General features: G+C 65.7%; 16 protein-coding genes. 11 read left to right on the top strand and 5 right to left on the bottom strand.

All coding sequences use genetic code 11. The annotated features are described in order from the left end of the window. Positions 1-20: 20 nt before the first annotated feature. A complete protein-coding gene (locus ACKI1H_RS19625) occupies positions 21-1,109 on the bottom strand; it encodes an amine dehydrogenase large subunit (protein ID WP_425049046.1) in 1,089 nt (362 codons plus the stop codon). A gap of 518 nt (positions 1,110-1,627) precedes the next feature. Between ACKI1H_RS19625 and codB the strand changes: the two genes are divergently transcribed. From codB to codA, 3 genes are read left to right on the top strand one after another with little or no spacing between them, the layout of a single operon-like run. Continuing rightward, on the top strand, positions 1,628-2,887 hold the full coding sequence (gene codB / locus ACKI1H_RS19630; RefSeq protein WP_440466018.1) for a cytosine permease: 1,260 nt from the start codon (positions 1,628-1,630) through the stop codon (positions 2,885-2,887). Next, a complete protein-coding gene (locus tag ACKI1H_RS19635) occupies positions 2,884-4,095 on the top strand; it encodes a PucR family transcriptional regulator (protein WP_440466019.1) in 1,212 nt (403 codons plus the stop codon). Before codB ends, ACKI1H_RS19635 begins: the two co-directional genes overlap by 4 nt. A 22-nt stretch (positions 4,096-4,117) precedes the next feature. Beyond that, entirely contained in the window at positions 4,118-5,356 is a 1,239-nt protein-coding gene (gene codA / locus ACKI1H_RS19640; protein WP_440466020.1) for a cytosine deaminase, read from the top strand. Positions 5,357-5,586: 230 nt separating this feature from the next. Here the strand turns inward: codA and ACKI1H_RS19645 are convergent, their stop codons facing one another. From ACKI1H_RS19645 to exaA, 3 genes are all read right to left on the bottom strand, one after another. After that, a complete protein-coding gene (locus tag ACKI1H_RS19645) occupies positions 5,587-6,021 on the bottom strand; it encodes a carboxymuconolactone decarboxylase family protein (RefSeq protein WP_440466021.1) in 435 nt (144 codons plus the stop codon). A gap of 132 nt (positions 6,022-6,153) precedes the next feature. Then, positions 6,154-6,816, bottom strand: a complete 663-nt coding sequence (locus ACKI1H_RS19650; RefSeq protein ID WP_138523761.1) for a pentapeptide repeat-containing protein — start codon at positions 6,814-6,816, stop codon at positions 6,154-6,156. Between the two features lie 57 nt (positions 6,817-6,873). After that, positions 6,874-8,730 (bottom strand): quinoprotein ethanol dehydrogenase, encoded by a 1,857-nt coding sequence (exaA, locus tag ACKI1H_RS19655; RefSeq protein ID WP_138523763.1) that lies wholly within the window; start codon positions 8,728-8,730, stop codon positions 6,874-6,876. 307 nt (positions 8,731-9,037) lie between these two features. Between exaA and pedF the strand changes: the two genes are divergently transcribed. The 8 genes from pedF (at position 9,038) to aldA (ending at position 20,675) form a co-directional block, all read left to right on the top strand. Continuing rightward, a complete protein-coding gene (pedF, locus tag ACKI1H_RS19660) occupies positions 9,038-9,475 on the top strand; it encodes a cytochrome c-550 PedF (protein WP_138523765.1) in 438 nt (145 codons plus the stop codon). Between the two features lie 5 nt (positions 9,476-9,480). Next, positions 9,481-10,362, top strand: a complete 882-nt coding sequence (locus ACKI1H_RS19665; protein WP_440466022.1) for a substrate-binding periplasmic protein — start codon at positions 9,481-9,483, stop codon at positions 10,360-10,362. A gap of 10 nt (positions 10,363-10,372) precedes the next feature. Further along, positions 10,373-11,128 carry a quinoprotein dehydrogenase-associated SoxYZ-like carrier gene (locus ACKI1H_RS19670; protein WP_440468891.1) on the top strand — a complete coding sequence of 252 codons (756 nt, stop codon included), beginning with the start codon at positions 10,373-10,375 and terminating at the stop codon, positions 11,126-11,128. Between the two features lie 15 nt (positions 11,129-11,143). Further along, positions 11,144-12,073: a quinoprotein relay system zinc metallohydrolase 1 gene (locus ACKI1H_RS19675; RefSeq protein ID WP_138523771.1), complete on the top strand. Its 930-nt coding sequence runs from the start codon at positions 11,144-11,146 to the stop codon at positions 12,071-12,073. A gap of 309 nt (positions 12,074-12,382) precedes the next feature. After that, positions 12,383-14,155 (top strand): methanol/ethanol family PQQ-dependent dehydrogenase, encoded by a 1,773-nt coding sequence (locus tag ACKI1H_RS19680; RefSeq protein WP_440466023.1) that lies wholly within the window; start codon positions 12,383-12,385, stop codon positions 14,153-14,155. A 758-nt stretch (positions 14,156-14,913) separates the two neighbouring features. After that, positions 14,914-16,434, top strand: coding sequence for an acetaldehyde dehydrogenase ExaC (gene exaC, locus ACKI1H_RS19685; RefSeq protein WP_138523775.1), 1,521 nt, complete (start codon positions 14,914-14,916; stop codon positions 16,432-16,434). Positions 16,435-17,017: 583 nt separating this feature from the next. Then, positions 17,018-19,201 (top strand): PQQ-dependent dehydrogenase, methanol/ethanol family, encoded by a 2,184-nt coding sequence (locus tag ACKI1H_RS19690; protein ID WP_440466024.1) that lies wholly within the window; start codon positions 17,018-17,020, stop codon positions 19,199-19,201. Positions 19,202-19,238: 37 nt separating this feature from the next. Then, positions 19,239-20,675 carry an aldehyde dehydrogenase gene (gene aldA, locus ACKI1H_RS19695; protein ID WP_440466025.1) on the top strand — a complete coding sequence of 479 codons (1,437 nt, stop codon included), beginning with the start codon at positions 19,239-19,241 and terminating at the stop codon, positions 20,673-20,675. 318 nt (positions 20,676-20,993) lie between these two features. Here aldA and ACKI1H_RS19700 read toward each other — a convergent pair whose 3' ends face one another. After that, complete coding sequence (locus ACKI1H_RS19700; protein WP_440466026.1) at positions 20,994-22,922, bottom strand: sigma-54-dependent Fis family transcriptional regulator; 1,929 nt, start codon at positions 22,920-22,922, stop codon at positions 20,994-20,996. Positions 22,923-23,027 lie beyond the last annotated feature (105 nt).

Below are 23,027 nucleotides of genomic sequence, written 5' to 3' on the forward strand. Positions count from 1 at the left end.
GGTTGGCTTTCTGGAAAGGCTTAGTGGCTCAGGACCAGGATCGGGGTCTTGGCGATCTTGTCCATGGCGCCGTTGTACTTGCCGGTCTTCAGGTCGAAGATCTGCAGACCGCCTTCGATGTCGGTGCCCAGCAGCAGCGGCTTGTCGTCGGTGGTGGCATGCAGGCTCCACACCGGCTTGGGCGCTTCCAGGGTGCCGATCTTCTTCTGTGTCTTCAGGTCGTAGACCCAGATGAACGGGCTCGGGTCTTCCCATTTGCCGGCGCTGTGCTCTTCATGCATCAGCACGTACAGGCGGTTCAGCTTGGGCGCTACGGCCATCAACTGCCAGCCGCCGGTACCCCAGCCTTTCTTGCGCTCTTCGTCGGTGGTCAGCGACCAGCTCGGCAGCATCTTCGGCTTGTCGCCGGAAACGTCCACCGGCTTGACCATGCCGTCGGTGGTCACGAAGAAGTAGGTTTCGCCCACGGCCAGGCCGCGTTCGTTGAGCTTCTCCTTGTTCGGGTCGAAGAACGGCGTCTGGCTGCGGCCGGTTTCCTTGCCGTCGTCGCCGATCTTGGTGATCTGCAGCTGGCCGTCACCGCACAGCGAGGCGAAGGCGCGCTTGCCCACCGGGTAGTTGAGCACGCAGCCGCTGATGGCGATTTCGCTGGCGACCTTTTTCTCTTGCGTGTCGACCACGGTGACCGAGGTGGACGGGGTGAAGTTGTAGATGTAGACGAAGCGATCGTCGGAGCTGGTGCCCAGGGCGTACTTCTGGGTCAGGATCGAGGCGCGCTTGGCCGGGATTTCCACTTCCCACTTCGGACGCAGGTTCGAGGTGTCCCAGGCGGTCAGCACGTCGGTGCGCACGCCACGGGTGCCGCGGGAGTAGAAAGTATCAGCGGAGTACAGGGTCTTGGCGTCGTGGCTCAGGGTGGACGGAGCGACGAAGCCGGTGCTGACCATGCCGAGCATCTTCTTCTGCTCGGGGTCGACCACGGTGACGCGGCCGGCGATGAAGTTCTCGAACTCCACGTCGACGATGTACGCACGGTGCGGCGAGGGCGGGAACGGCAAGACGGTCTCACCGATGCTCTCGGTCGGCAGCTCGGCTTGGGCTGCGCCCATCGCGAGGCAAGTTGCCAGCGCGAGGACCGATGGAGCGAGGAACCTGGCGACGCTCATTGGCGGGTACTCCCTTTTTCTTGTTGGCGGGCTATCTGTTGTTATCAGGCCGTCAGCCAGGGGCGGACAGCGGACGGAACATTGAGGAGAGTCTGCCTGCGTCGGTTCGTGCCGGACTTGTTGTCCGTGCCATTTCCTTGTCTGGGGGTGACAGGGTGTCGCAGGGAGAAAGTGCAGACGGCTGCCGGGCTTGGAAGGAGAAAATCCGCCGAACGGCACAGGCATGGATCAAGGCTTCGTCAGTTTTTGGTGCGAAAAAGCTGCATCGTGCCCCGAAAATCCGCACAATGCACATTTGAGCTATCTTGAAACGCCGTTACACCCACCGGAAGTGTGCATTGTGAACAGTTCACAATGTTCGACGTGCTCAAAATTTCCGCGTCGTTCCTGATTGGCTTTTCCGGCCCGCTATTTGCGTTGTGCCGGGAGTCCTCAACCAATCCTCGCGGAGACCCCTCTCGATGAGTTCCCCCAGTGAGTTCCCCCTGAGCGCGACGCCCAGGGAAGGGCGCAAAGGCCTGCTGCCCATCGCCATGGTCCTGTTCAGCTTCACCTTCTTCACCGGCACCATGTTCGCCGGCGGCAAGATCGGCATGGCCTTCGACTTCGTCGACATGCTCTGGGTGGCCTTCATCGGCAACGTGCTGCTCGCCATCTACGCCGCCGCCCTGGGCCTGATCGCCTCGCGCAGCGGCTTGAACACAGTGCTGATGGGGCGCTTCTGCTTCGGCGAGCGCGGCAGCAAACTGTCAGACTTCCTCCTCGGTTTCGCCGAACTGGGCTGGTATGCCTGGGGTACCGCCACCGTCGCCATCGTGCTGGTCAAGATGCTCAGCCTGCCCGAGTGGCTGAACATTCCGCTGATGGTGGTGTTCGGCCTGCTGTTCTCGATCACCGCGATCATCGGCTTCAAGGGCCTGGACATCATGTCCCGCGTGTCGGTGCCGCTGATGTTCATCCTGCTGGTGGCGTCGATGGTCATCGCGACCAACCACGCCGGCGGCTGGAGCGGCCTGCTGGCGAAGGAGCCGAGCCAGACCCTGACCTTCTCCGCCGCCGTGACCATGGTCTTCGGTACCTTCGCCAGCGGCGCAACCCAGGCCACCAACTGGACCCGCATGGCCCGCAGCGGGCGCATCGCGGTGATCGCCAGCGTGGTCGCCTTCCTCATCGGCAACGGCCTGATGATCGTCGCCGGCGCCTGGTGCGCCATCGTCTACCAGAACGCCGACATCGTCGAAGTGATGGTGCTGCAGGGGCTGTCCTTCGCCGCGGTGATCATGCTCTGCCTGAACCTGTGGACCATCCAGGGCCCGACCATCTACAACGTCTCCGCCGCCGCCTGCCATCTGGTGCGCAGCGAGCGTCGCCGCACCATGACCCTGCTGGCCGCCGGCGTCGGCATCATCCTCGCCATCGGTGGCATGTACGAATGGCTGATCCCGTTCCTGGTGCTGCTGGGCTCGATCATCCCGCCGCTGGGTGGCGTGATCATGGCTGACTACTGGTACCGCAACCGCGGCGAATACCCGGCGCTGGTGGGCACCCACATCCCGGCATTCAACGTCTCGGGTCTGGTGTCCTACGCGGTCGGTGCGGGCCTGGCCTATGCCTCGCCATGGATCGCGCCGCTGGTGGGCATCGCCGCGTCGGCCATCTGCTACATCGTCCTCACCGAAGTCACCCGCGCCCGCGCGCCGGTGGCCGAGCCGCGCGCTTGAGCCTGAGCGTCGAGGAAATCCTCCGTCTGCCAGGGCTGGAAAGCCTCGCGCTGCGGGCCGGCGCACGCAATCTGCATCGCAGCGTGCGCTGGTCCTACGTGGCAGAGAACGTTGGCATCGCCGACTGGGTGATGGGGGGCGAACTGGTGTTCGTCACGGGCATCAACCACAGCCGTGACGAAGCCAACCTGCTGCAGCTGGTGCGCGAAGGCGTTGCCAGCGGCATCGCCGGCATCGTCATCCTCACCGGCGACGAGTTCATCCGGCGCATTCCCGAGTCCGTGATTCATTTGGCCGAAGCCGAGGGTCTGCCGCTGATCGAGCAGCCCTACGCGCTGAAGATGGTCATCGTCACCCACCTGATTGGCACGGCGCTGGTGCAGATGACCCAGGTGAAGACCTCGCGCCGGGACATCCTCGGCCAGCTGCTCAGCGGCGACTTCCCCAGCCTGGAAATCGTCCGCCGCCGTGCGCAACACCTGGAGTTGCCGCTGGAGGTCCCGCGCCGTCTGGTGGCGTTGCGGCTGTCCGGCGTCGACAGATTATTCCAGCGGCATGAACCGGAAGAGGCCGAGCGCGCGCTGCAGCTGACCCGTCAGCGCTTGCTCGACCATCTGGAAAGCTGGCAACAGGAACGCCGCGAGCGCCTGCCGGTGGTGATCCAGGGCGACCTGTTCGTCCTGCTGCTGGCCGATGTCGGGCGCGCCGAACTGCAAGCCCTGGCGGCCGGGCTGCAACAGGAACTGGCACCGCTGCGTGCTTACCTCGGTCTTTCCGCCTGCGCCGACAGCTGCGCGGAATATCCCCGCGCGCTGCTCGAAGCCCGTCAGGCACTGGATGTCGCCGAAGGCATGCAGGCGCCCGGTGGCTTCTGCGACTACCGTGAGCTGGGCGTGCTGCGCCTGCTGCGGGCGATCCCCGATCGCGCGGTGGTCGAGCAATTCCTCAAGGACACCCTCGGCCCACTCACTGACGCGGGCCGCAAGCAGCCGCACCTGCTGATCGAGACGCTCGACGCGCTCGTCCAGGAGAACGGCAACGCCCTCAAGGCCGCACAGCGCCTGGGCATCCACCGCAACACCCTGAACCAGCGGATCGCGCGCATCGAGGCCCTGAGCGGCCAGTCCCTGGACGACGCGCAGTTCCGCCTGAATACCTCCGTGGCGCTGCTCATCTGGCGTATGTCCAGTGCGCCGCGCCACGAATAGCCTGAAGAGGACCTCCGAGCCCATGAAAATCATCAACGCCTCGCTGCGCAAGCAGACCGGCCTGTTCACCATCCGCTGCGAAGGCGACGTCATTGCCGAAGTCGTCCAGCAAACCGGCAGCGTGGCCGCCAGCGGCGACGACATCGACGCCCGTGGCAACCTGGCCATCGCCCCGCTGGTGGAGCCGCACATCCATCTGGACGCCACTCTCACCGCCGGCGAGCCGGAATGGAACATGAGCGGCACGCTGTTCGAAGGCATCGAGCGCTGGGCCCAGCGCAAGGAAACCATTACGCACGAGGACACCAAGTCCCGCGCCCACACCACCATCCGCATGCTGGCCGCCCATGGCATCCAGCACGTGCGCACCCACGTCGACGTGACCGATCCGACCCTCGCCGCGCTCAAGGCCATGGTGGAAGTCCGTGAAGAGGCGCGCCACCTGGTGGACCTGCAGATCGTCGCGTTCCCGCAGGAAGGCATCGAGTCCTACGAGGGCGGCCGCGAGCTGATGGAAGAGGCGATCCGCCTGGGCGCGGACGTGGTCGGTGGTATCCCGCACTTCGAGAACACCCGCGAACAGGGCGTCAGCTCCATCAAGTTCCTCATGGACCTGGCCGAGCGCACCGGTTGCCTGGTGGACGTGCACTGCGACGAGACCGACGACCCGAACTCGCGCTTCCTCGAAGTGCTCGCCGAGGAAGCCCGCGTGCGCGGCATGGGCGGCCGTGTCACCGCCAGTCACACCACGGCCATGGGTTCCTACGACAACGCTTACTGTTCCAAGCTGTTCCGCCTGCTCAAGCGTTCGGGTATCAACTTCGTCTCCTGCCCGACCGAGAGCATCCACCTGCAGGGCCGTTTCGACACCTTCCCGAAACGCCGTGGCGTGACCCGCGTAGCCGAGATCGACCGCGCCGGCATGAACGTCTGCTTCGGCCAGGACTCGATCAAGGACCCGTGGTACCCGCTGGGCAACGGCAACATCCTGCGCGTGCTGGATGCCGGCCTGCACATCTGCCACATGATGGGCTTCGATGACCTGCAGCGGGCCCTGGACCTGGTCACCGACAACAGCGCCCGCGCGTTGAACCTGGGCGCGCGCTACGGCATCGCCGCCGGCCGCCCGGCCAACCTGCTGGTACTGGGGGTGGAGAGCGACTATGAGGCGGTGCGCCAGCAGACCAAGGCGCTGTATTCGGTCCGCAATGGTCGTGTGCTGATGAAGCGCGAGCCGGAGCAGGTGACGCTGGTCGAGTGACGGGTCGGCTCTTCGTAGGAGCGAGCTTGCTCGCGAACCTTGGCCCCGCTGCGAGGACGTTCGCGAGCAAGCTCGCTCCTACAAGATCAAGAGCCCGTGTCCCGCCCTGCGTGAGCCACAGATGCAATTCGTAGGATGGCGTGGAGCGTAGCGATACCCATCGGCTCCACGCGCCGGCAGCATGGGTATCGCTGCGCTCCACCCATCCTACGGGTGTCAGGGCTCTCTGCTCAGGGCACCATCGCCATGCCCACGCCAAAGCGGTTCCAGGCATTGATGGTGGCGATGGCCAGGGTCAGGTTGGCGATCTCGGCATCGTTGAAGTGTTCGCGCAGGGCGTCGAACTGGTCCTGCGGGGCATGCTTTTCCGGCAGGCGGGTGAGGCTTTCGACCCAGGCCAGGGCAGCGCGCTCGCGCTCGGTGAAGAAGCGGGTTTCCTCCCAGACGCTCAGGGTCTGTAGCCGTGCCTCGGTCTCGCCGGCCTTGCGCGCGTCATTGGCGTGCATGTTCACGCAGTAGGCGCAGCCGTTGATCTGCGAGGCGCGCAGGCGGATCAGCTCCAGCAGCGAGGTTTCCAGACCGGACTTGGCCAGGGCCTGCTCCAGGCCGAGCATGGCCTTGTAGGCGTCGGGGGCGGCTTTGGCCCATTCGATTCGTGCGCTCATGGTGATCTCCAGTGGGGCCCGCGGTAGTACGGGGAATGGAGCTAAGGTAACGCCGGCGCGCCGACGTTCGAATAGCCAATTCCCGGCAATACCGGCAGACCAATGGGGCCAATCCCCGCGCCGTGTCCGCTGTCAGTCCCAGCCCCCCGGGCAGCCCTTGCAGCCCGCCATGTTGCTGCCCTGGAAATTACCGAAGCGCTGGCGGCTGCCGCGCAGGTCGGCGTCTTCCAGGTTGGCTTCGGCCAGCTTCACCTCCTGCAGGTTGGCGTCGCGCAGGTCGGCGCCCTTGAGATCGGCACGGGACAGCCAGGTCATTTCCAGGTCGGCCGCACGCAGGTTGGCCTGATGCAACTTGCCGCCGCTCAGGCGGGCGAATTCCAGGTAGGCGGCGGTCAGGTCCGCGCCTTGCCACTGCGCGCCCTGGGCGAACAGTCCCCAGGCCTGGATGGCGACCAGCTTGGCACCACTCAGATCAGCGCCACGCAGATTGGCCTGTTGCAGGCTGGCACGGGTCAGGTCGGCGCCGTTCAGGTGCGCCTGTTGCAGATTGGCCAGGTCCAGTTTGGCGTGGCGCAGGTCCGCTCCGGCGAGGTTGGCGCCGGACAGGTTCATCCGTGTCAGGTCCTGGTTGCGCAGGTCGGCGCCGCGCAGGTCGGCATTAGGGCATTGGCTGTCCGGCTCGATGCGGCAGCCGGCGATGACGGTGGCCGCATCGTCATCGACGTCCGGCGCAGGTTGGCTGGTGGCGAAGGCGAGGGCGGAGAGGGGGAAGAGCAGGCAGGCGAGCAGGCGCATGGCGATCTCCTGGGAAAATGAAAAAGGCCCGCGCCGGGTTCGACGCGGGCCAGTGCATCAGCGGCTGGCGGTCTTTTTGTCCCAGCTGGGCAGCTTGAACACCCAGAAGGAACCGCCCTGGGCCACCGGCTTGGTCAGCTCGGCCATGTCGCCACCCCACAACGGCACCGCGCCGCCGTAGCCGACGGTCACGCCGATGTACTGCTCGCCGTCCTGCTCCCAGGTGATGGGCGGGGAGACGATGCCGCTGCCGGTCTGGAACTGCCACAGCTCCTTGCCGGTCCTGGCGTCGAAGGCCTTAAGGAAGCCCTCGCCGGTGCCGGTGAACACCAGGTTGCCGGCGGTGGCCAGCACGCCGGCCCAGAGCGGCAGGTGGTCCTTGTATTCCCACTCGACCTTGCCGGTGGTGGGGTTCATCGCCCGCAGGGTGCCGACGTGGTCGTCATACATGCGCTTGATGCGGAAGCCCATGCCGAGGTAGGCGCTGCCCTTGGCGTAGTTCACTTCCTCGGTCCAGTAGTCCTCCTTCCAGTGGTTGGCGGGGACGTAGAACAGACCGGTGTCCTGGCTGTAGGCCATGGGGTTCCAGTTCTTGCCGCCGAGGAAGGGCGGCGAGACCTCCACGGCCTTGCCGTGCTTCTGCCCCGGTTCCGGCAGCGGCGGGCGCTGGCCTTCGTTCTCCACCGGGCGGCCGGTCTTCAGGTCGATGTGGCTGGCCCAGGTGATGTTGTCGACGAAGGGGAAGGCGTTCTGCAGCTTGCCGTTGGTACGGTCGACCACATAGAAGAAACCGTTGCGGTCGGCGTGGGCGGTGGCCTTGACGATCTTGCCGTCCTGGGCCTTGTAGTCGAACAGCACCAGTTCGTTGTTGCCGGAGAAGTCCCAGGCATCGTTCGGGGTGTGCTGGTAGAACCATTTCACCTCGCCGGTGCTCGGGTCGACGCCGACCTGGCCGGAGGTGTAGAGGCTGTCGTAGTCGTGCGGGTTGCCGCCCTTGGCGGTGCGCGCCCAGGTATTCCAGGGGCCGGGGTTGCCGGCGCCGACGATGATGGTGTTGGTCTCGGCATCGAAGCTCGCGCTCTGCCACGGGGCGCCGCCGCCGTGGTTCCAGGCTTCGACCTTGCCGGTGGGAGAGTTCTTGTCCTCCGGCCAGGAGGGCGCCTTCACGTCGCCGGTGACGGTGCTGTCCTTGCCGTTCAGGCGACCCATGTGGCCTTCGACGAAGGGCCGCATCCAGACTTCCTCGCCGGTATCCGGGTCGCGCGCGAACAGGCGGCCGACCACGCCGAACTCATCGCCCGAGCTGCCGTGGATCAGCAGCACCTTGCCGGTCTTGCCGTCCTTCACGATGGTCGGCGCGCCGGTCATGGTGTAGCCGGCGCCGTGGTCGCCGAACTTCTTCTTCCAGACCACCTTGCCGGTCTTCTTGTTCAGCGCCACGACGGAGGCGTCGAGGGTGCCGAAGTAGATCTTGTCGCCATAGATGGCGGCGCCGCGGTTGACCACGTCGCAGCACGGGCGGATGTCGTCGGGCAGGCGGTGGTTGTAGGTCCACAGGCGCTTGCCGGTCTTCGCGTCGAGGGCGAACAGCCGCGAGTAGGAGGCGGTGACGTAGACCACGCCGTCACTGACGATGGCCTGGGACTCCTGGCCGCGCTGTTTTTCGTCGCCGAAGGAGTAGGACCAGGCCGGAGCCAGCTTGAACACGTTGCCTTCGTTGACCTGCTTGAGCGGGCTCCAGCGCTGGGCGTTGGTGCCCATGCCGTACTGCAGCACGTCGCCGGTGGTCTTGTGGTCGTTGGCGATGTCGTCCCAGGTCACGTCTTTTGCCAGGGCGGAGCCGGCGGCGGTGAGGGCGATGGCGCAGGCGAGACCGTTCAAGGCCAGGCGCAGGGGAGCTGTTGTTGTTCTCATGGTGGTTTCCCGTGATGGATGGCGGCAGGCCGCTGCACGTGCCGCGGCGAATCCATGGTGGGAGCAGGGCGTGCAGGCGGGGAACGGAAAAGCTCCCGGCGATGCCGGGACTATTTCCCGGTGCGGGCATGACTTGGACTTGCTGCCAAAGCGCCGGCAATGGCCGACCGCCGTCCTAGTACGAAGGGAGTAGGCGGGAGCATCCAAAGCAGGATTCGGCCGCAAGGCGCGCGTTCTTACCATCGTCATCACTGGCGTCTTTCCGGGCGCCGTGCCTTGCCAAGCATCTCGATGAGAGGATGAAGTGATGAACAACAAGAACGTGCTGTGCGGCCTGATGTTGGTGGCCGGCCTGGGTGTCTCGGGGCTGGCCCTGTCCCACGGCAATGTGACGCCCCAGGCAGTGGATACCACGGGGCTGGAACCGCTGGGCAAGGAATGGCGCGAGACCAACCCCTACCGCGAGCCCTACGCCAATCACGCCAAGGCGGTGGAGATCGGCGCCTCGGCGTACAACCAGAACTGCGCGCGCTGCCATGGCCTGGAAGCCAAGTCCGGCGGCATCGCCCCCGACCTGCGCATGCTCGACGTCGGCGCCGAGGGGGACGAGTGGTTCAAGGAGCGGGTGATCAACGGCGCAGTGCGTGACGGTGCGGTGTACATGCCGAAGATGGCCGACTTCATCAGCCAGGAAGGCCTCTGGGCGATCCGTACCTACCTGGACAGCGTGCACGTGGACGAGTGATCGCCATGCGCCTGTTCGTCTGGTTGTTCGGCCTGTGTCTGCTGATCGGGCAAGCGCAGGCCGGGGTGCGCCCCTACGAGGACATGGTCGCCAGCGGTGTGCTGCGGGTGGCGGTGTACGAGAACTTCCCGCCCTACAGCTTCATGCAGGGCGGGCAGCTGCGCGGGGTCGATGTCGACCTTGCGCAGCGCCTGGCCGGCGGGCTGGGCCTGCGTGCGGAATTCCTCTGGGTCACGCCCGGCGAGCGCCTGGACGACGACCTGCGCAACTTCATCTGGAAGGGCCACTACCTGCGGCCCGGCGTGGTCGCCGATGTGATGCTGCGCGTGCCCTACGACCGCCAGTACGCCAACCGGCGCAACGATGTCGGCGAGTTCGCCAACGAGCAGGTGGTGATGTTCGGCCCCTACCAGCGCGAGCGCTGGCAGGTGGTCAGCGACGACCGCCGGCTGCCGCAGGTGGACACCATCGCCGCCTTCCGCGAACACCCGGTCGGCGTCGAACTGGACAGCGTGCCGTCGTTCTACCTGACCTCGGTGCTGGGCGGCCAGCTCAGCCGCATGACCGTGCATTTCCCCAGCACGCAAGCGGCCTTCGACGGCCTGCGCGCGGGCAAGGTCGACGCGGTGATGGCGCTGCGCGGCGAGCTGGACTGGATGCGTGCGCAAGCCGCCGACGAGCACCTGAAGAACGCCGGGAACACCTATCCCAACCTCGGCCAGCCCGAGTGGGACATCGGCATGGCGGTGCATGAAAGCAATCGCCAGCTCTCCAACGCCCTGGACGGCGAGCTGGAGGAATTGGTGCGCAGCGGCGAGATGGAAAAGCTCTACGCGGTCTACGGCATGCGCTACGAACTGCCGGGGCTCTACCAGGACGTGCAGTGAGGGAATCATGATGCACCGGCGCGAACTGCTGCTCGGGATCTGTGCGCTGCCGCTGCCGCTGCTGGCAGCGGCGGTGGAGGGCGACCCGATGCCCTCGGTGATGTGGGAGTACCACCACAAGCGTCTGTTGAACGGCGAGCCTTACGTCTTCGATGAACGGGTGAAACTCGGCGTGCCGCCGTTCGCCGAAGACGCGCGCCAGGTGCCGGTGGAAATCGATGCTCGTGCCTTGCCGGGACGCTTCGACCGGCTGCTGCTGTGGGCCGAGCTGAACCCGATTCCCCATGTGCTGACGCTCTATCCGGGCGAACATCTGGAGCCGTTGCTGGCGGTGCGTATCCGCATCGAACAGGCCACGCCGATCCGTGCTGCGCTGCGCGACGAGAAGGGCGTGTGGCATGTGGGCTCGGCCTGGATCGACGCCGCCGGCGGAGGTTGTACCGCGCCCAGCGTGGTACGCGCGCAGCCGGGCTGGGAAGACCGCCTCGGACAGGTCCATGGCGAGGCTTACCCCAAGGGTGAATACAGCCGGGTGCGGCTCTCGGTGTCCCATCCGATGGACAACGGCCTGGTTGGTGGCATCCCCGAGTTCTACATCGACCACGCCGAACTGCGCGGCCCGGACGGCGAAGTCTTCGCGAGGCTGGAGCTGTTCCCGGCAGTCAGCGAGAACCCCACCTTCACTTTCGAGGTGCGCGGCCATCCGCAAACCGAACTCTGGCTGCACGACAACAACGGCAACGAATTTCAGGCCGTCTTGCGCTGAGATGACGAGGTGCCCATGCGTTTTCTCCTGATCGCCCTCGCGTGCCTGTGCCTGCCGGCACTGGCCGACCTGCAGTACCACCTCCAGCCCCGGCAGATCGCCGAGGGCACCTGGGTGGTGGAAGGCAGCACCGACAATTTCGCCAAGGACAACGGCGGCGCGATCGTCAACGTCGCCTTCATCGATACCGGCGACGGCGTGCTGGTGATCGATACCGGTCCGTCGAAACGCTATGGCGAAGCCCTGCGCGCGCTGATCCAGCAGACCACCGGCAAGCCGGTGAAACGCGTACTGCTGACCCATCACCACCCCGACCATGTGCTGGGCAACCAGGCTTTTACCGACGTGCCCATCGGCGCGCTGGCCGGCACCACGAAGCTGCTGAAAGAGCAGGGCAACGCCATGGCGGAAAACATGTATCGCCTGGTGGGCGACTGGATGCGCGGCACGGAAGTGGTGCTGCCCAGCGAGACGGTGGCGCCGGGCGAATTGACGATGGGCAGCCATCGGTTCCGGTTGGTCGGCCTGCGCGGGCACACCGGCGCGGACCTGGCGATCCTCGATGAGACCACTGGTGTGCTGTTCGCCGGGGATATCGTGTTCTACCAGCGTGCGCTGACCACGCCGAACAGTCCGGGGCTCGACGTCTGGCTGGCCGACCTGGATACGCTGCAGCAGCTGCCGTGGAAACAGATCGTCCCCGGCCACGGCCCCATTGCCAGCGATGCCGGTCCCTTCGCGCAGATGCGCGACTACCTCGGCTGGCTCGACAGCGTGATGCGCGACGGCATCGCCCACGGCGCCGACATGAACGACCTCCTGCGTACGTCCATCCCGGAGCGCTTCGCCAGCGTCAGCCTGACGCGCTACGAGCTGATCCGCAGCGTCAGCCATCTCTATCCGCGCTATGAGCAGCAGGCCTTGCCGCGCGTCGATGAGCCTTGATCCTGCTTTCGCAGGATGGCGTGGAGCGAAGCGATACCCATCATTCCGGTGCACCGCCTGCATGGGTATCGCTGCGCTCCACCCATCCTACATTCACGGATTGCCAGGGAGCGTAGGTCGGACAACCTGGAACAGGTTATCCGCCCTACGTAAGCCTTGAATTTCGTGGCGCTGCGGCCCGGTATTGCTACCAAGGAACTAGGGAATTCGGCACTGCGTTCAATTGTTGGCCCGCCTTACCAAACCAAGAATCTGCGACAGACCGGGAAATTTTCCCGGGTACAACAACAATCGCAGAGGCGCACCGCCATGAGACAGCTTCAACCTTTCGCCCGCACCGTGCTGTTCACCGCCATCAGCCTGGCCTCCCTGGGCGCCCACGCCGGGGTAACCGACCAGGACATCAGCGACGCTGCCAAGCGCACCGACCAGATCGTGGTCAACGGGATCAACCAGCAGGGCCAGCGCTTCAGCCCGCTGAATACCCTGAACAGCGACAACGTGAAGGAACTGCGGCCAGTCTGGGCGCTGTCCTTCGGCGGCGAGAAGCAGCGCGGCCAGCAGGCGCAACCGCTGATCAAGGACGGCGTGATGTATGTGACCGCCTCCTACTCGCGGGTATTCGCCGCCGATGCACGCACCGGTCGCAAGCTCTGGCAATACGACGCGCGCCTGCCCGACGGCATCATGCCCTGCTGCGACGTGATCAACCGTGGTGTGGCCCTGTATGGCGACCTGGTGATCTTCGGCACCCTCGACGCCAAGCTGGTCGCCCTGAGCAAGGACACCGGCAAGGTGGTGTGGAAGAAGACCGTGGCGGACTACAAGGCCGGTTACTCCATCTCCGCCGCGCCGCTGATTGCCAAGGGCAAGCTGATCACTGGCGTGGCCGGCGGCGAGTTCGGCGTGGTCGGCAAGATCGAGGCCTACAACCCCACCAATGGCGAGCTGCTGTGGAGCCGGCCAACCGTGGAAGGCCACATGGGCTACGTCTACAAGGACGGCAAGGCGGTGGAGAACGGCATCTCCGGCGGCGAGGCGGGCAAGACCTGGCCGGGTGACCTGTGGAAGACCGGCGGCGCCGCGCCGTGGCTGGGCGGTTACTACGACCCGAGCACCGATTCGCTGTTCATCGGCACCGGCAACCCGTCGCCGTGGAACTCGCACCTGCGCCCCGGCGACAACCTGTACTCCTCCTCGCGCCTGGCGCTGAACCCGGAAGACGGCTCGATCAAGTGGCACTTCCAGACCACCCCGCACGACGGCTGGGACTTCGACGGCGTCAACGAGCTGGTGTCCTTCGACTACAAGGACAGCGGAAAGACCGTACAGGCCGCCGCCACCGCCGACCGCAACGGCTTCTTCTACGTGCTCGACCGCACCAACGGAAAATTCATCCGCGGCTTCCCCTTCGTCGACAAGGTAACCTGGGCCAAGGGCCTGGACGAGAACGGCCGGCCGATCTACGACGACGCCCACCGTCCGGGCGCGCCGGGCGAGGGCACGGAGAAGGGCAGCTCGGTGTTCGTCGCGCCGTCCTTCCTCGGCGGCAAGAACTGGATGCCCATGGCCTACAGCCAGGACACCGGGCTGTTCTACGTGCCGTCCAACGAGTGGGGCATGGACATGTGGAACGAGAACATCGCCTACAAGAAGGGCGCGGCCTACCTCGGCGCGGGCTTCACCATCAAGCCGCTGAACGAGAAGTACATCGGCGTGCTGCGCGCCATCGATCCGAAGACCGGCAAGCAGGTCTGGCGCTACGAGAACTACGCGCCGCTGTGGGGCGGCGTGCTGGCGACCCACGGCAACCTGGTGTTCACCGGCAACCCCGAGGGCTACCTGATGGCCTTCGACGCCAAGACCGGCAAGAAGCTCTACCAGTTCAACACCGGCTCGGGCGTGATTGCCTCGCCGATCACTTGGGAAATGGACGGCGAGCAGTACGTCACTGTGTTGTCCGGCTGGGGCGGCGCGGTGCCGCTGTGGGGCGGCGAGGTGGCCAAGCGCATCAAGGACCTGGACCAGGGCGGGATGATCTGGACCTTCAAGCTGCCGAAGGATCTGGTGGCCAAGAAATGATGTTCGCGTGAGGTGAGCAGGGGCCGTCCATTGTGCCGGCCCATTGTTTTGGCGCGCTGTTGGCGCTGTTCGCGTGCATGGCCATTGGGCGTTTCTGCGTCGCATCTGTGTGCGCGGATGCATTGGGTTTCGCCCCCTCGGGCGACCTACTTTGGCAAACGCCCGAAAGTAGGCAAAGGTCTTGCCCCGGACATCCGGTTTTTCGCTAAGGCGAAAAATTCCCTCGTCGAAGCGCAGTTTCAGGGGCCCGCCGCGAAGGGCCATCCCTGGCCCATCGCGGCTCTCGCGACATCCATGTCGCTCAACCCCTGAAACTCCGCTTCAACGAGGCCTCCTGAACGGGGCGTTCGGCGTGTGCGGAAGTCTCTCTGGAAACCTTCAAAATCCAGAGCCATAGCCACAGCCAGAGCCGTGTTGTGGAGTTCCCGTAGGAGCGGACCTTGTCCGCGAAATCCTTCGCGGCGGACCTTGCGCTGATAAGCAACATCAGATGCTCGCCGCCACCTGTAGGAGCGAGCTTGCTCGCGAACCACCCGGCACCGTAGGGCGCATAACGCGACAGCGTTATCCGCCGTGGTGGCGTCGGCGGATAATCCGTTCCGGGTTATGCGCCCTACAACCTGCGACGCTCGCCGCATCTACTACCAAATGAGTAACCCACCGCTCCCATGGGGGCATTCCGGGCCGGGAAGGGCGTTGCCTAAGATCGCTCCATGACCTGGCCGATGGAGGCCGGGAACCGACAGGAGAGCACCCCCATGATCTACGCCGCACCCGGAACCCCAGGCGCCGTCGTCACCCTCAAGCCGCGCTACGGCAACTACATCGGCGGCGAGTTCGTTGCGCCGGTGCTGGGCCAGTACTTCAGCAACACCTCGCCGGTGAACGGCGAAATCATCGCCGAGTTTCCGCGCTCCACCGCCGAGGACATCGAGCTCGCCCTGGATGCCGCCCACGCCGCCGCCAATGCCTGGGGTCGTACTTCGGTACAGGACCGCGCGCTGATCCTGCTGAAGATCGCCGACCGCATCGAACTGAACCTGGAACAACTGGCCGTCGCCGAGACCTGGGACAACGGCAAGGCCGTGCGCGAAACCCTGAACGCCGACGTGCCGCTGGCCGCCGACCACTTCCGTTACTACGCCGGTTGCATCCGTGCGCAGGAAGGCGGTGCCGCCGAGATCAACGAGAACACCGTCGCCTACCACATCCACGAACCGCTGGGCGTGGTCGGGCAGATCATCCCGTGGAACTTCCCGCTGCTGATGGCCGCGTGGAAACTCGCCCCGGCGCTGGCCGCCGGCAACTGCGTGGTGCTCAAGCCGGCCGAGCAGACCCCGCTGTCGATCATGCTGCTGGCCGAGATCATCGGCGACCTGCTGCCGCCGGGCGTGCTGAACATCGTCCAGGGCTTCGGCAAGGAAGCGGGCCAGGCGCTGGCCACCAGCAAGCGCATCGCCAAGATCGCCTTCACCGGCTCCACCCCGGTCGGCTCGCACATCCTCCATTGTGCGGCGGAGAACATCATTCCCTCCACTGTGGAGCTGGGCGGCAAGAGCCCGAACATCTTCTTCGAGGACATCATGCAGGCCGAACCGGCCTTCATCGAAAAGGCTGCCGAAGGCCTGGTGCTGGCCTTCTTCAACCAGGGCGAGGTCTGCACCTGCCCGTCGCGGGCGCTGGTGCAGGAGTCGATCTTCGAACCGTTCATGGTCGAGGTGATGAAGAAGATCAAGGCGATCAAGCGCGGCAACCCGCTGGACACCGAGACCATGGTCGGCGCCCAGGCTTCGCAGCAGCAGTACGAGAAGATCCTGTCCTACCTCGACATCGCCCAGGGCGAAGGCGCCGAGCTGCTCACCGGCGGCTCCAGCGAGCGCCTGGAAGGCGACCTGGCCAGCGGTTACTACATCCAGCCGACCCTGCTCAAGGGCCACAACGGCATGCGCGTGTTCCAGGAGGAAATCTTCGGGCCGGTGGTGGGCGTCACCACCTTCAAGGACGAAGCCGAAGCCCTGGCGATTGCCAACGATACCGAGTTCGGCCTCGGCGCCGGCGTGTGGACCCGCGACATCAACCGTGCCTGGCGCATGGGCCGGGGCATTCAGTCCGGCCGCGTATGGACCAACTGCTATCACCTGTACCCGGCCCACGCCGCGTTCGGTGGCTACAAGAAGTCCGGTGTCGGCCGCGAAACCCACAAGATGATGCTGGACCACTACCAGCAGACCAAGAACCTGCTGGTGAGTTACGACATCAACCCGCTGGGCTTCTTCTGACCCTCAGCAGTAAACCGGCGAACCTTCCCCCATCAGGTTTGCCGGTCCCTTTCCGGTGTACCCCGCCTGGCACTCCACCAGGCATCCCTTGTGTCGACGCGCCCGGTTCGGGCGGCCGTCCGCTTCCGTACCCATTCCACGGGTGACGGCCTTCGTCGAACGCGGCTCCGGCCGCGTTTTCTTTTTTCCGCCAAGCCCCTGTTCGCGAGCAAGCTCGCTCCTACAGAAAACCGCCAGACCTGACCTGTAGGAGCGAGCTTGCTCGCGAACCCGCCCATGCGCCGGATTATCCGGCGAGGCACGTTCCGTAGGATGGCGTGGAGCGCAGCGATACCCATCAATCGGGTGCGCCGACCGCATGGGTATCGCTGCGCTCCACCCATCCTACGGTCGCAACAGGTGCATCCCGACTGCGCAACACCTGTAGCGCCCGCAACACCCGCTCCAGACCCGTCAGAAAACGCCAGAAGCCCCGAACGGCGAGCTTCTCAGCCCGATTCGAAAAGCCTGGCACAGCGGTTGCTCTGAGCCTTGCAAGCTGCGGCGAACGATCCGCGGCACCAACAAGAATCGGAGAACCTCCATGAGATCGATTGGCCTGCACGTGCCTTCCGTTCGCCTGCAACCCGCCCTGCGTCACTCCCTGCTGACTGCCTCACTGCTGATGGCCGGTCTGTCCCCCCACCTTCACGCCGCTGAGGTCCCGGCCAACGTCGACGGCAAGCGCATCGCTGCCGCCAACAGCGAGCCGGGCAACTGGATGACCACCGGCCGCACCTACGACGAACAGCGCTACAGCCCGCTCAAGCAGATCGACCAGAGCAACGTCGGTGGCCTGGGCCTGGCCTGGAGCCACAAGCTGGACATCGACCGTGGCGTGGAAGCCACGCCCATCGTGGTCGATGGCGTGATGTACACCACCGGGCCGTTCTCCATCGTCTACGCGCTGGACGCCCGCACCGGCGAGCAACTGTGGAAGTACGACCCGCAGTCCGACCGCAGCCGCGCCGGCGAAGCCTGCTGCGACGCGGTGAACCGTGGCGTGGCGGTGTGGAAGGGCAAGGTCTACGTCGGCGTGCTCGATGGCCGCCTGGAGGCCATCGACGCGAAGACCGGCAAGCGCGTGTGGAGCGTCGATACCCGTACCGATCCTTCGCGCAGCATCACCATCACCGGCGCGCCGCGCATCGTGAAGGGCAAGGTGATCATCGGTAACGGCGGGGCCGAGTTCGGCGTGCGTGGCTACATCACCGCCTACGATGCCGAGACCGGCAAGCAGGACTGGCGCTTCTTCACCGTACCCGGCGACCCCAAGGAAATGCCCAAGGGCAAGGGCATGGAAATCGCCGCCAAGACCTGGTTCGGCGACAACTTCTACAAGCAGGGCGGTGGCGGCACCGTGTGGGACTCGATGTCCTACGACCCGGAGCTGAACCTGCTGTACATCGGCGTCGGCAACGGCTCCTCGTGGAACCCGCGTATCCGCAGCGAAGGCAAGGGCGACAACCTGTTCCTCTCGTCCATCGTGGCGATCAACCCGGACAACGGCGAATACGTCTGGCACTACCAGACCACGCCGGGCGATGCCTGGGACTACACCGCCACCCAGCACATCATGCTGGTGGACCTGGAGATCGACGGCAAGCCACGCAAGGTGCTGATGCAGGCACCGAAGAACGGCTTCTTCTACGTCATCGACCGCGCGACCGGCGAGTTGCTCTCGGCGAAGAACTTCATCCCGATCAACTGGGCCACCGGCATCGACTTGAAGACCGGCCGGCCGATCCGCAACGAAAAGGTTGCCGAATACTGGAAGGACCCGGAGAAGAAGGCGCGGCTGATCCAGCCGGCGTTCTGGGGCGCGCATGACTGGCAGCCCATGTCGTACAACCCCAACACCGGCCTGGTCTACATCCCGGCGCACATCATGTCGGCGATGTACCAGGACGTCGACGGAGCACCGCCGCGCTCCAAGTTCAAGAGCATCTACCAGCTCGACGTCAACACCGGAATGATGCCCGAGGACCCGGAAGGCCTGCGCAAGATCGCCGACACCTGGACCGGCAAGCTGATCGCCTGGGACCCGGTGAAGCAGGAAAAACGCTGGGAAGTGCCCTACAGCACCATCTTCAACGGCGGCACCCTGAGCACCGCCGGCAACCTGGTATTCGAAGGCACCGCCGATGGCCGCGTGGTGGCCTACGCCGCCGAGACCGGCAAGAAGCTCTGGGAATCCCCGGCCAACACCGGCGTGATGGCCGCGCCGATCACCTATGAGGTGGACGGCGAGCAATACGTGACCTTCATGGCCGGCTGGGGCGGCGCCTTCTCCACTTTCGCCGGCGCCCTGTCGCTCCGTGCCGGGGTGAAGCCCAACGCCCAGGTGCTGACCTACAAGCTTGGCGGCACCGCCAGGCTGCCGGACATCAACTACAAGTGGGCCGACCGCAAGCCCGAGCCGCCGCAGCTGACCGGCACCACCGCGCAGATCGACCAGGGCCGCGAGCTGTTCAACTCCAGTTGCTCGCAGTGCCACGGCATCAACGCCATCAGCGGCGGCGTGGTGCCCGACCTGCGCACCCTCAGTGCGGAGAACCACCAGCGCTTCCTCGGCATCGTCTATGGCGGCCGCATCCCCGACGGCATGCCCTCGTTCCAGGGGCATCTCGATCTGCAGCAGGCCGAAGCTGTGCACCAGTACCTGATCAAGCGCGCCTACGACCTCAAGGAACAACTGGCCGGCGCGCAGAAGACCGCCGCCAAGTGACCTTTCCATAAGAAGCAGTCCCGCAGGAGACCGACTCATGACTGACGTAACGACCTACCAGCACTACATCGACAACCGCTTCGTCGCCGGCGAGCCGTTGATCGAGGTGCACAACCCGGCCAACGGCGAGCTGCTGGCGCGTATCCCCGAGGCCAGCGCGGCCCAGGTGGACAGTGCCATCGACGCCGCCCGCAAGGCGCAGAAGGGCTGGGCGGCCAAGCCTGCCATCGAGCGTGCCGGCTACCTGCGCCGGATTGCCGAGAAGGTGCGCGCCAACGCGCCGCGCCTGGCGAAGATCATCACCGCCGAGCAGGGCAAGGTGCCGGCGCTGGCAGAAGTGGAAGTGAATTTCACCGCCGACTACCTCGACTACATGGCCGAGTGGGCGCGCCGCCTGGAGGGCGAGGTGCTGACCAGCGACCGCGCCGGCGAGCACATCTTCCTGCTGCGCAAACCGCTGGGCGTGGTGGCGGGCATCCTGCCGTGGAACTTCCCGTTCTTCCTCATCGCACGGAAGATGGCGCCGGCCCTGCTGACCGGCAACACCATCGTCATCAAGCCCAGTGAAGAAACGCCGATCAACTGCTTCGAGTTCGCTCGCCTGGTGGCGGAGACCGACCTGCCCACTGGTGTGTTCAATGTCGTCGGCGGCACCGGTGCCAGCGCTGGCAGTGCGCTGACCAGCCACGCAGGCGTCGACCTGATCAGCTTCACCGGCAGCGTCGCCACCGGCTCGCGGATCATGGCCGCGGCCGCGCCGAACATCACCAAGCTGAACCTGGAGCTGGGTGGCAAGGCGCCGGCCATCGTCCTCGCCGACGCCGACCTGGAGCTGGCGGTGAACGCCATCAAGGCCTCGCGGGTGATCAACACTGGGCAGGTATGCAACTGCGCCGAGCGCGTCTACGTGCAGCGCCAGGTAGCCGACCAGTTCATCGAGAAGATTGCCGCTGCCATGGCCGCCACTCGCTTCGGCGACCCGAACGTGCAGGCCGACCTGGACATGGGCCCGCTGGTCAACCGCATCGGCCTGGACAAGGTTGCGCAGATGGTCCGCACGGCGACCGGGCAGGGCGCCCAGGTGATAACCGGCGGCGCCGTGGCCGATCTTGGCAAGGGCTTCCACTACCAGCCCACCGTGCTGGCGGGTTGCAAGGGCGACATGGAGATCATGCGCAAGGAGATCTTCGGCCCGGTGCTGCCGATCCAGGTGGTGGAGGACCTCGACGAAGCCATCGCCCTGGCCAATGACAGCGACTACGGCCTGACCTCATCGATCTACACCCGCAACCTCAGCGCCGCGCTCAAGGCCAGTCGCGAGCTGGACTTCGGCGAGACCTACATCAACCGCGAGAACTTCGAGGCGATGCAGGGCTTCCACGCCGGTACACGCAAGTCCGGCATCGGCGGCGCGGACGGCAAGCATGGGTTGTACGAGTACACCCATACCCATGTGGTGTATGCGCAGGAGTGAGCTGGTGGGTAGTCCGTGCCTGGGTGGCGTCCGCAAGAGCCCCTCTCCCTAACCCTGGCTGCGCGCCCCGCTCCGAAGGGAGAGGGGACTGGGTCGGCGCAGGGTGAAGCCGTGCCATCAGCCGGCACGGACGGCTCCCTCTCCCTTCAGGGAGAGGGCTGGGGAGAGGGCGCCAAGGCATGCGGCGAATCTCCAGGGAGGGCGAAACCGCGCTGTAAACAGACCAAGGTTTGACTGGGCGGGCCGTCCTTGCCAGGTGCGGCTCGCTCCTTTTTCCCTGCGCTTGGAGTCGGTCGAGCGCAGGGAAAAGGGAAGCGATCAATACAACGCGTTGGGCTGCACGATGCCGTGCTTCTTCATCTTCCGATACAGGGTCGACCGGGCAATGCCGAACTGTTCCGCCACCGCACTGATGTTCCACTGCCACTCGCGCAGTACGGCGAGCAGGTGGCGCGCCTCGTCGTCGTCCAGGCGGGCGGCGAGGGCAGTGGCTGGCGGCTGCATTTTGGCGACGCTGGCGGGAGTGGCCTGATGCAACTCCATCGGCAAACAGTCCAGGTCGATGCGGCCGTCTTCGGCCAGCGCGGCGGCGTAGCGCAAACAGTTCAGCAACTGGCGGATGTTGCCCGGCCAGGGATGGCCGCGCAGCCGCTCGCGCACCGCGCTGTCGAGGTGCAGGTCGCCGTCCAGGCCCGCCAGCAGGCTGTCGATCAGCGCCTCGCGATCGTTGCGCTCTCGCAAGGCTGGCAATTGCAGGGTCATGCCGGCGAGCCGGTAGAACAGGTCCTCGCGGAAACCCTTGGCGCGGATCATCTCGGCGAGGTTCTGGTGAGTCGCGGAGACCACCTGCACATCCAGCGCCACCGGGGCTTCGGCGCCCAGCGGGAGGATTTCGCGCTCGGCCAGCACGCGCAGCAGGCGCGTCTGCAAATGCGCGGGCATGTCGCCGATCTCGTCGAGGAACAGGGTGCCGCCATTGGCCAGTTCCAGCTTGCCCTTCATGCCTTTCTTGCTGGCACCGGTGAAGCTGCCGCCGCGGTAACCGAAGAGTTCGCTCTCGATCAGGCTCTCAGGGATCGCCGCGCAGTTCAGCGCGACGAAGGGCCCGGCATGGCGCGCGCTGGCGTGGTGGATGGCGCGGGCGAAGGCTTCCTTGCCGGTGCCGGTCTCGCCGGTGACCAGGATGGAAATGCCCTTGTCGAGCACCTTGCGCAGCTTGCGCACACCGTCCTGCAGGCGCGGGTCGGAGCCGGCGAGGCGAGAAAGGTCGGGATGTTCCGGGCTGTGCGACCCGCTGCGCGGCGGAGCCTGGCGGCGCGGTGGGCTGGCTGGGGTGCGCAGGCCCACATCCACCAGCGCGTGATCGGCCAGGGTGCGCAGGCGAATGCCCCGCGCGCCGCCCTGGCTCAGGTCGAGCAACTGGCCGACGTCCGCTGCAAGCAGCTGTTCGATCCGGCTGCCCAGCAGGTCGCCCCGGCAGGCGGTGAAGGCGGCATGGTTGGCGCCGATCACCCGGCCCTGTTCGTCGAGGGCAATCAGCTGTTCGTTGGCCAGGTCCGACACCTCGTCGCGGGCCTTCACCGACAGCGTCAGGCGGTCGCGGTAACGCTGGCGGAAGCTGGCGTTCTCGATCAGCCGGGCATACAGGATCACCAGTTGCAGGGTCAGGTACTGCGCATCCTTGGGCCCGTCGTTGTACAGGCAGGTGGCGTTCAGGCAACCGCGCAGCCGATGTTGGGCATCGAAGATCGGCGCCACCGAGCAGCTCAGGCGGAAATTGCTCACCAGGAAGTGTTCCTGGCGGTGGATGGTCAGCGCTTCACCGGCCGCCAGGGCGGTGCCGATGCCGTTGGTGCCGGCGATGGATTCGTCCCAGCGCGCACCGACGATCAGCCCGGCCTGGGTGTAGCGGTCGCGCTCGCTGGGCAGGCGCGCATCGAGGGTGATACCGCGCTCGTCGCTGAGCAGCACCGCGAAGCCTGCCGGCAGCACGCGCCGGGCCAGGCCGGTGACGCCCTGGCTGGCAATCGCCAGGTAGTCCTGGTGCAGGCTCTGGTGCTCGCGGATTTCCCCGGCGGTGAGGATGTGTTTTTCCGCCCGCGCACGGGGGTCGAGACGGTGCTCCATCACGCTGCGGTACCAGGAGCGTGCAATCGCCCCCTCGGGCTGGATGTCACGCTCGCCGAAGTGATCGGCGATGAAGGCGGCAAGGTCGTTCGGGCAGTTGTCCAGGGATTGCGGGTGCATGGTCACTCCCGGCGGCCGTCAGTCGGACTGCGGCGCATTGTTTTTGTAGGGGATCGGCTTCGTGTAGGACCGATCCTAGGACTGAGTCTCTTGGGACTGCACAGT

Source organism: Pseudomonas sp. YH-1 (genome assembly GCF_051990045.1).
Taxonomy (GTDB): Bacteria; Pseudomonadota; Gammaproteobacteria; order Pseudomonadales; family Pseudomonadaceae; genus Pseudomonas; species Pseudomonas nicosulfuronedens.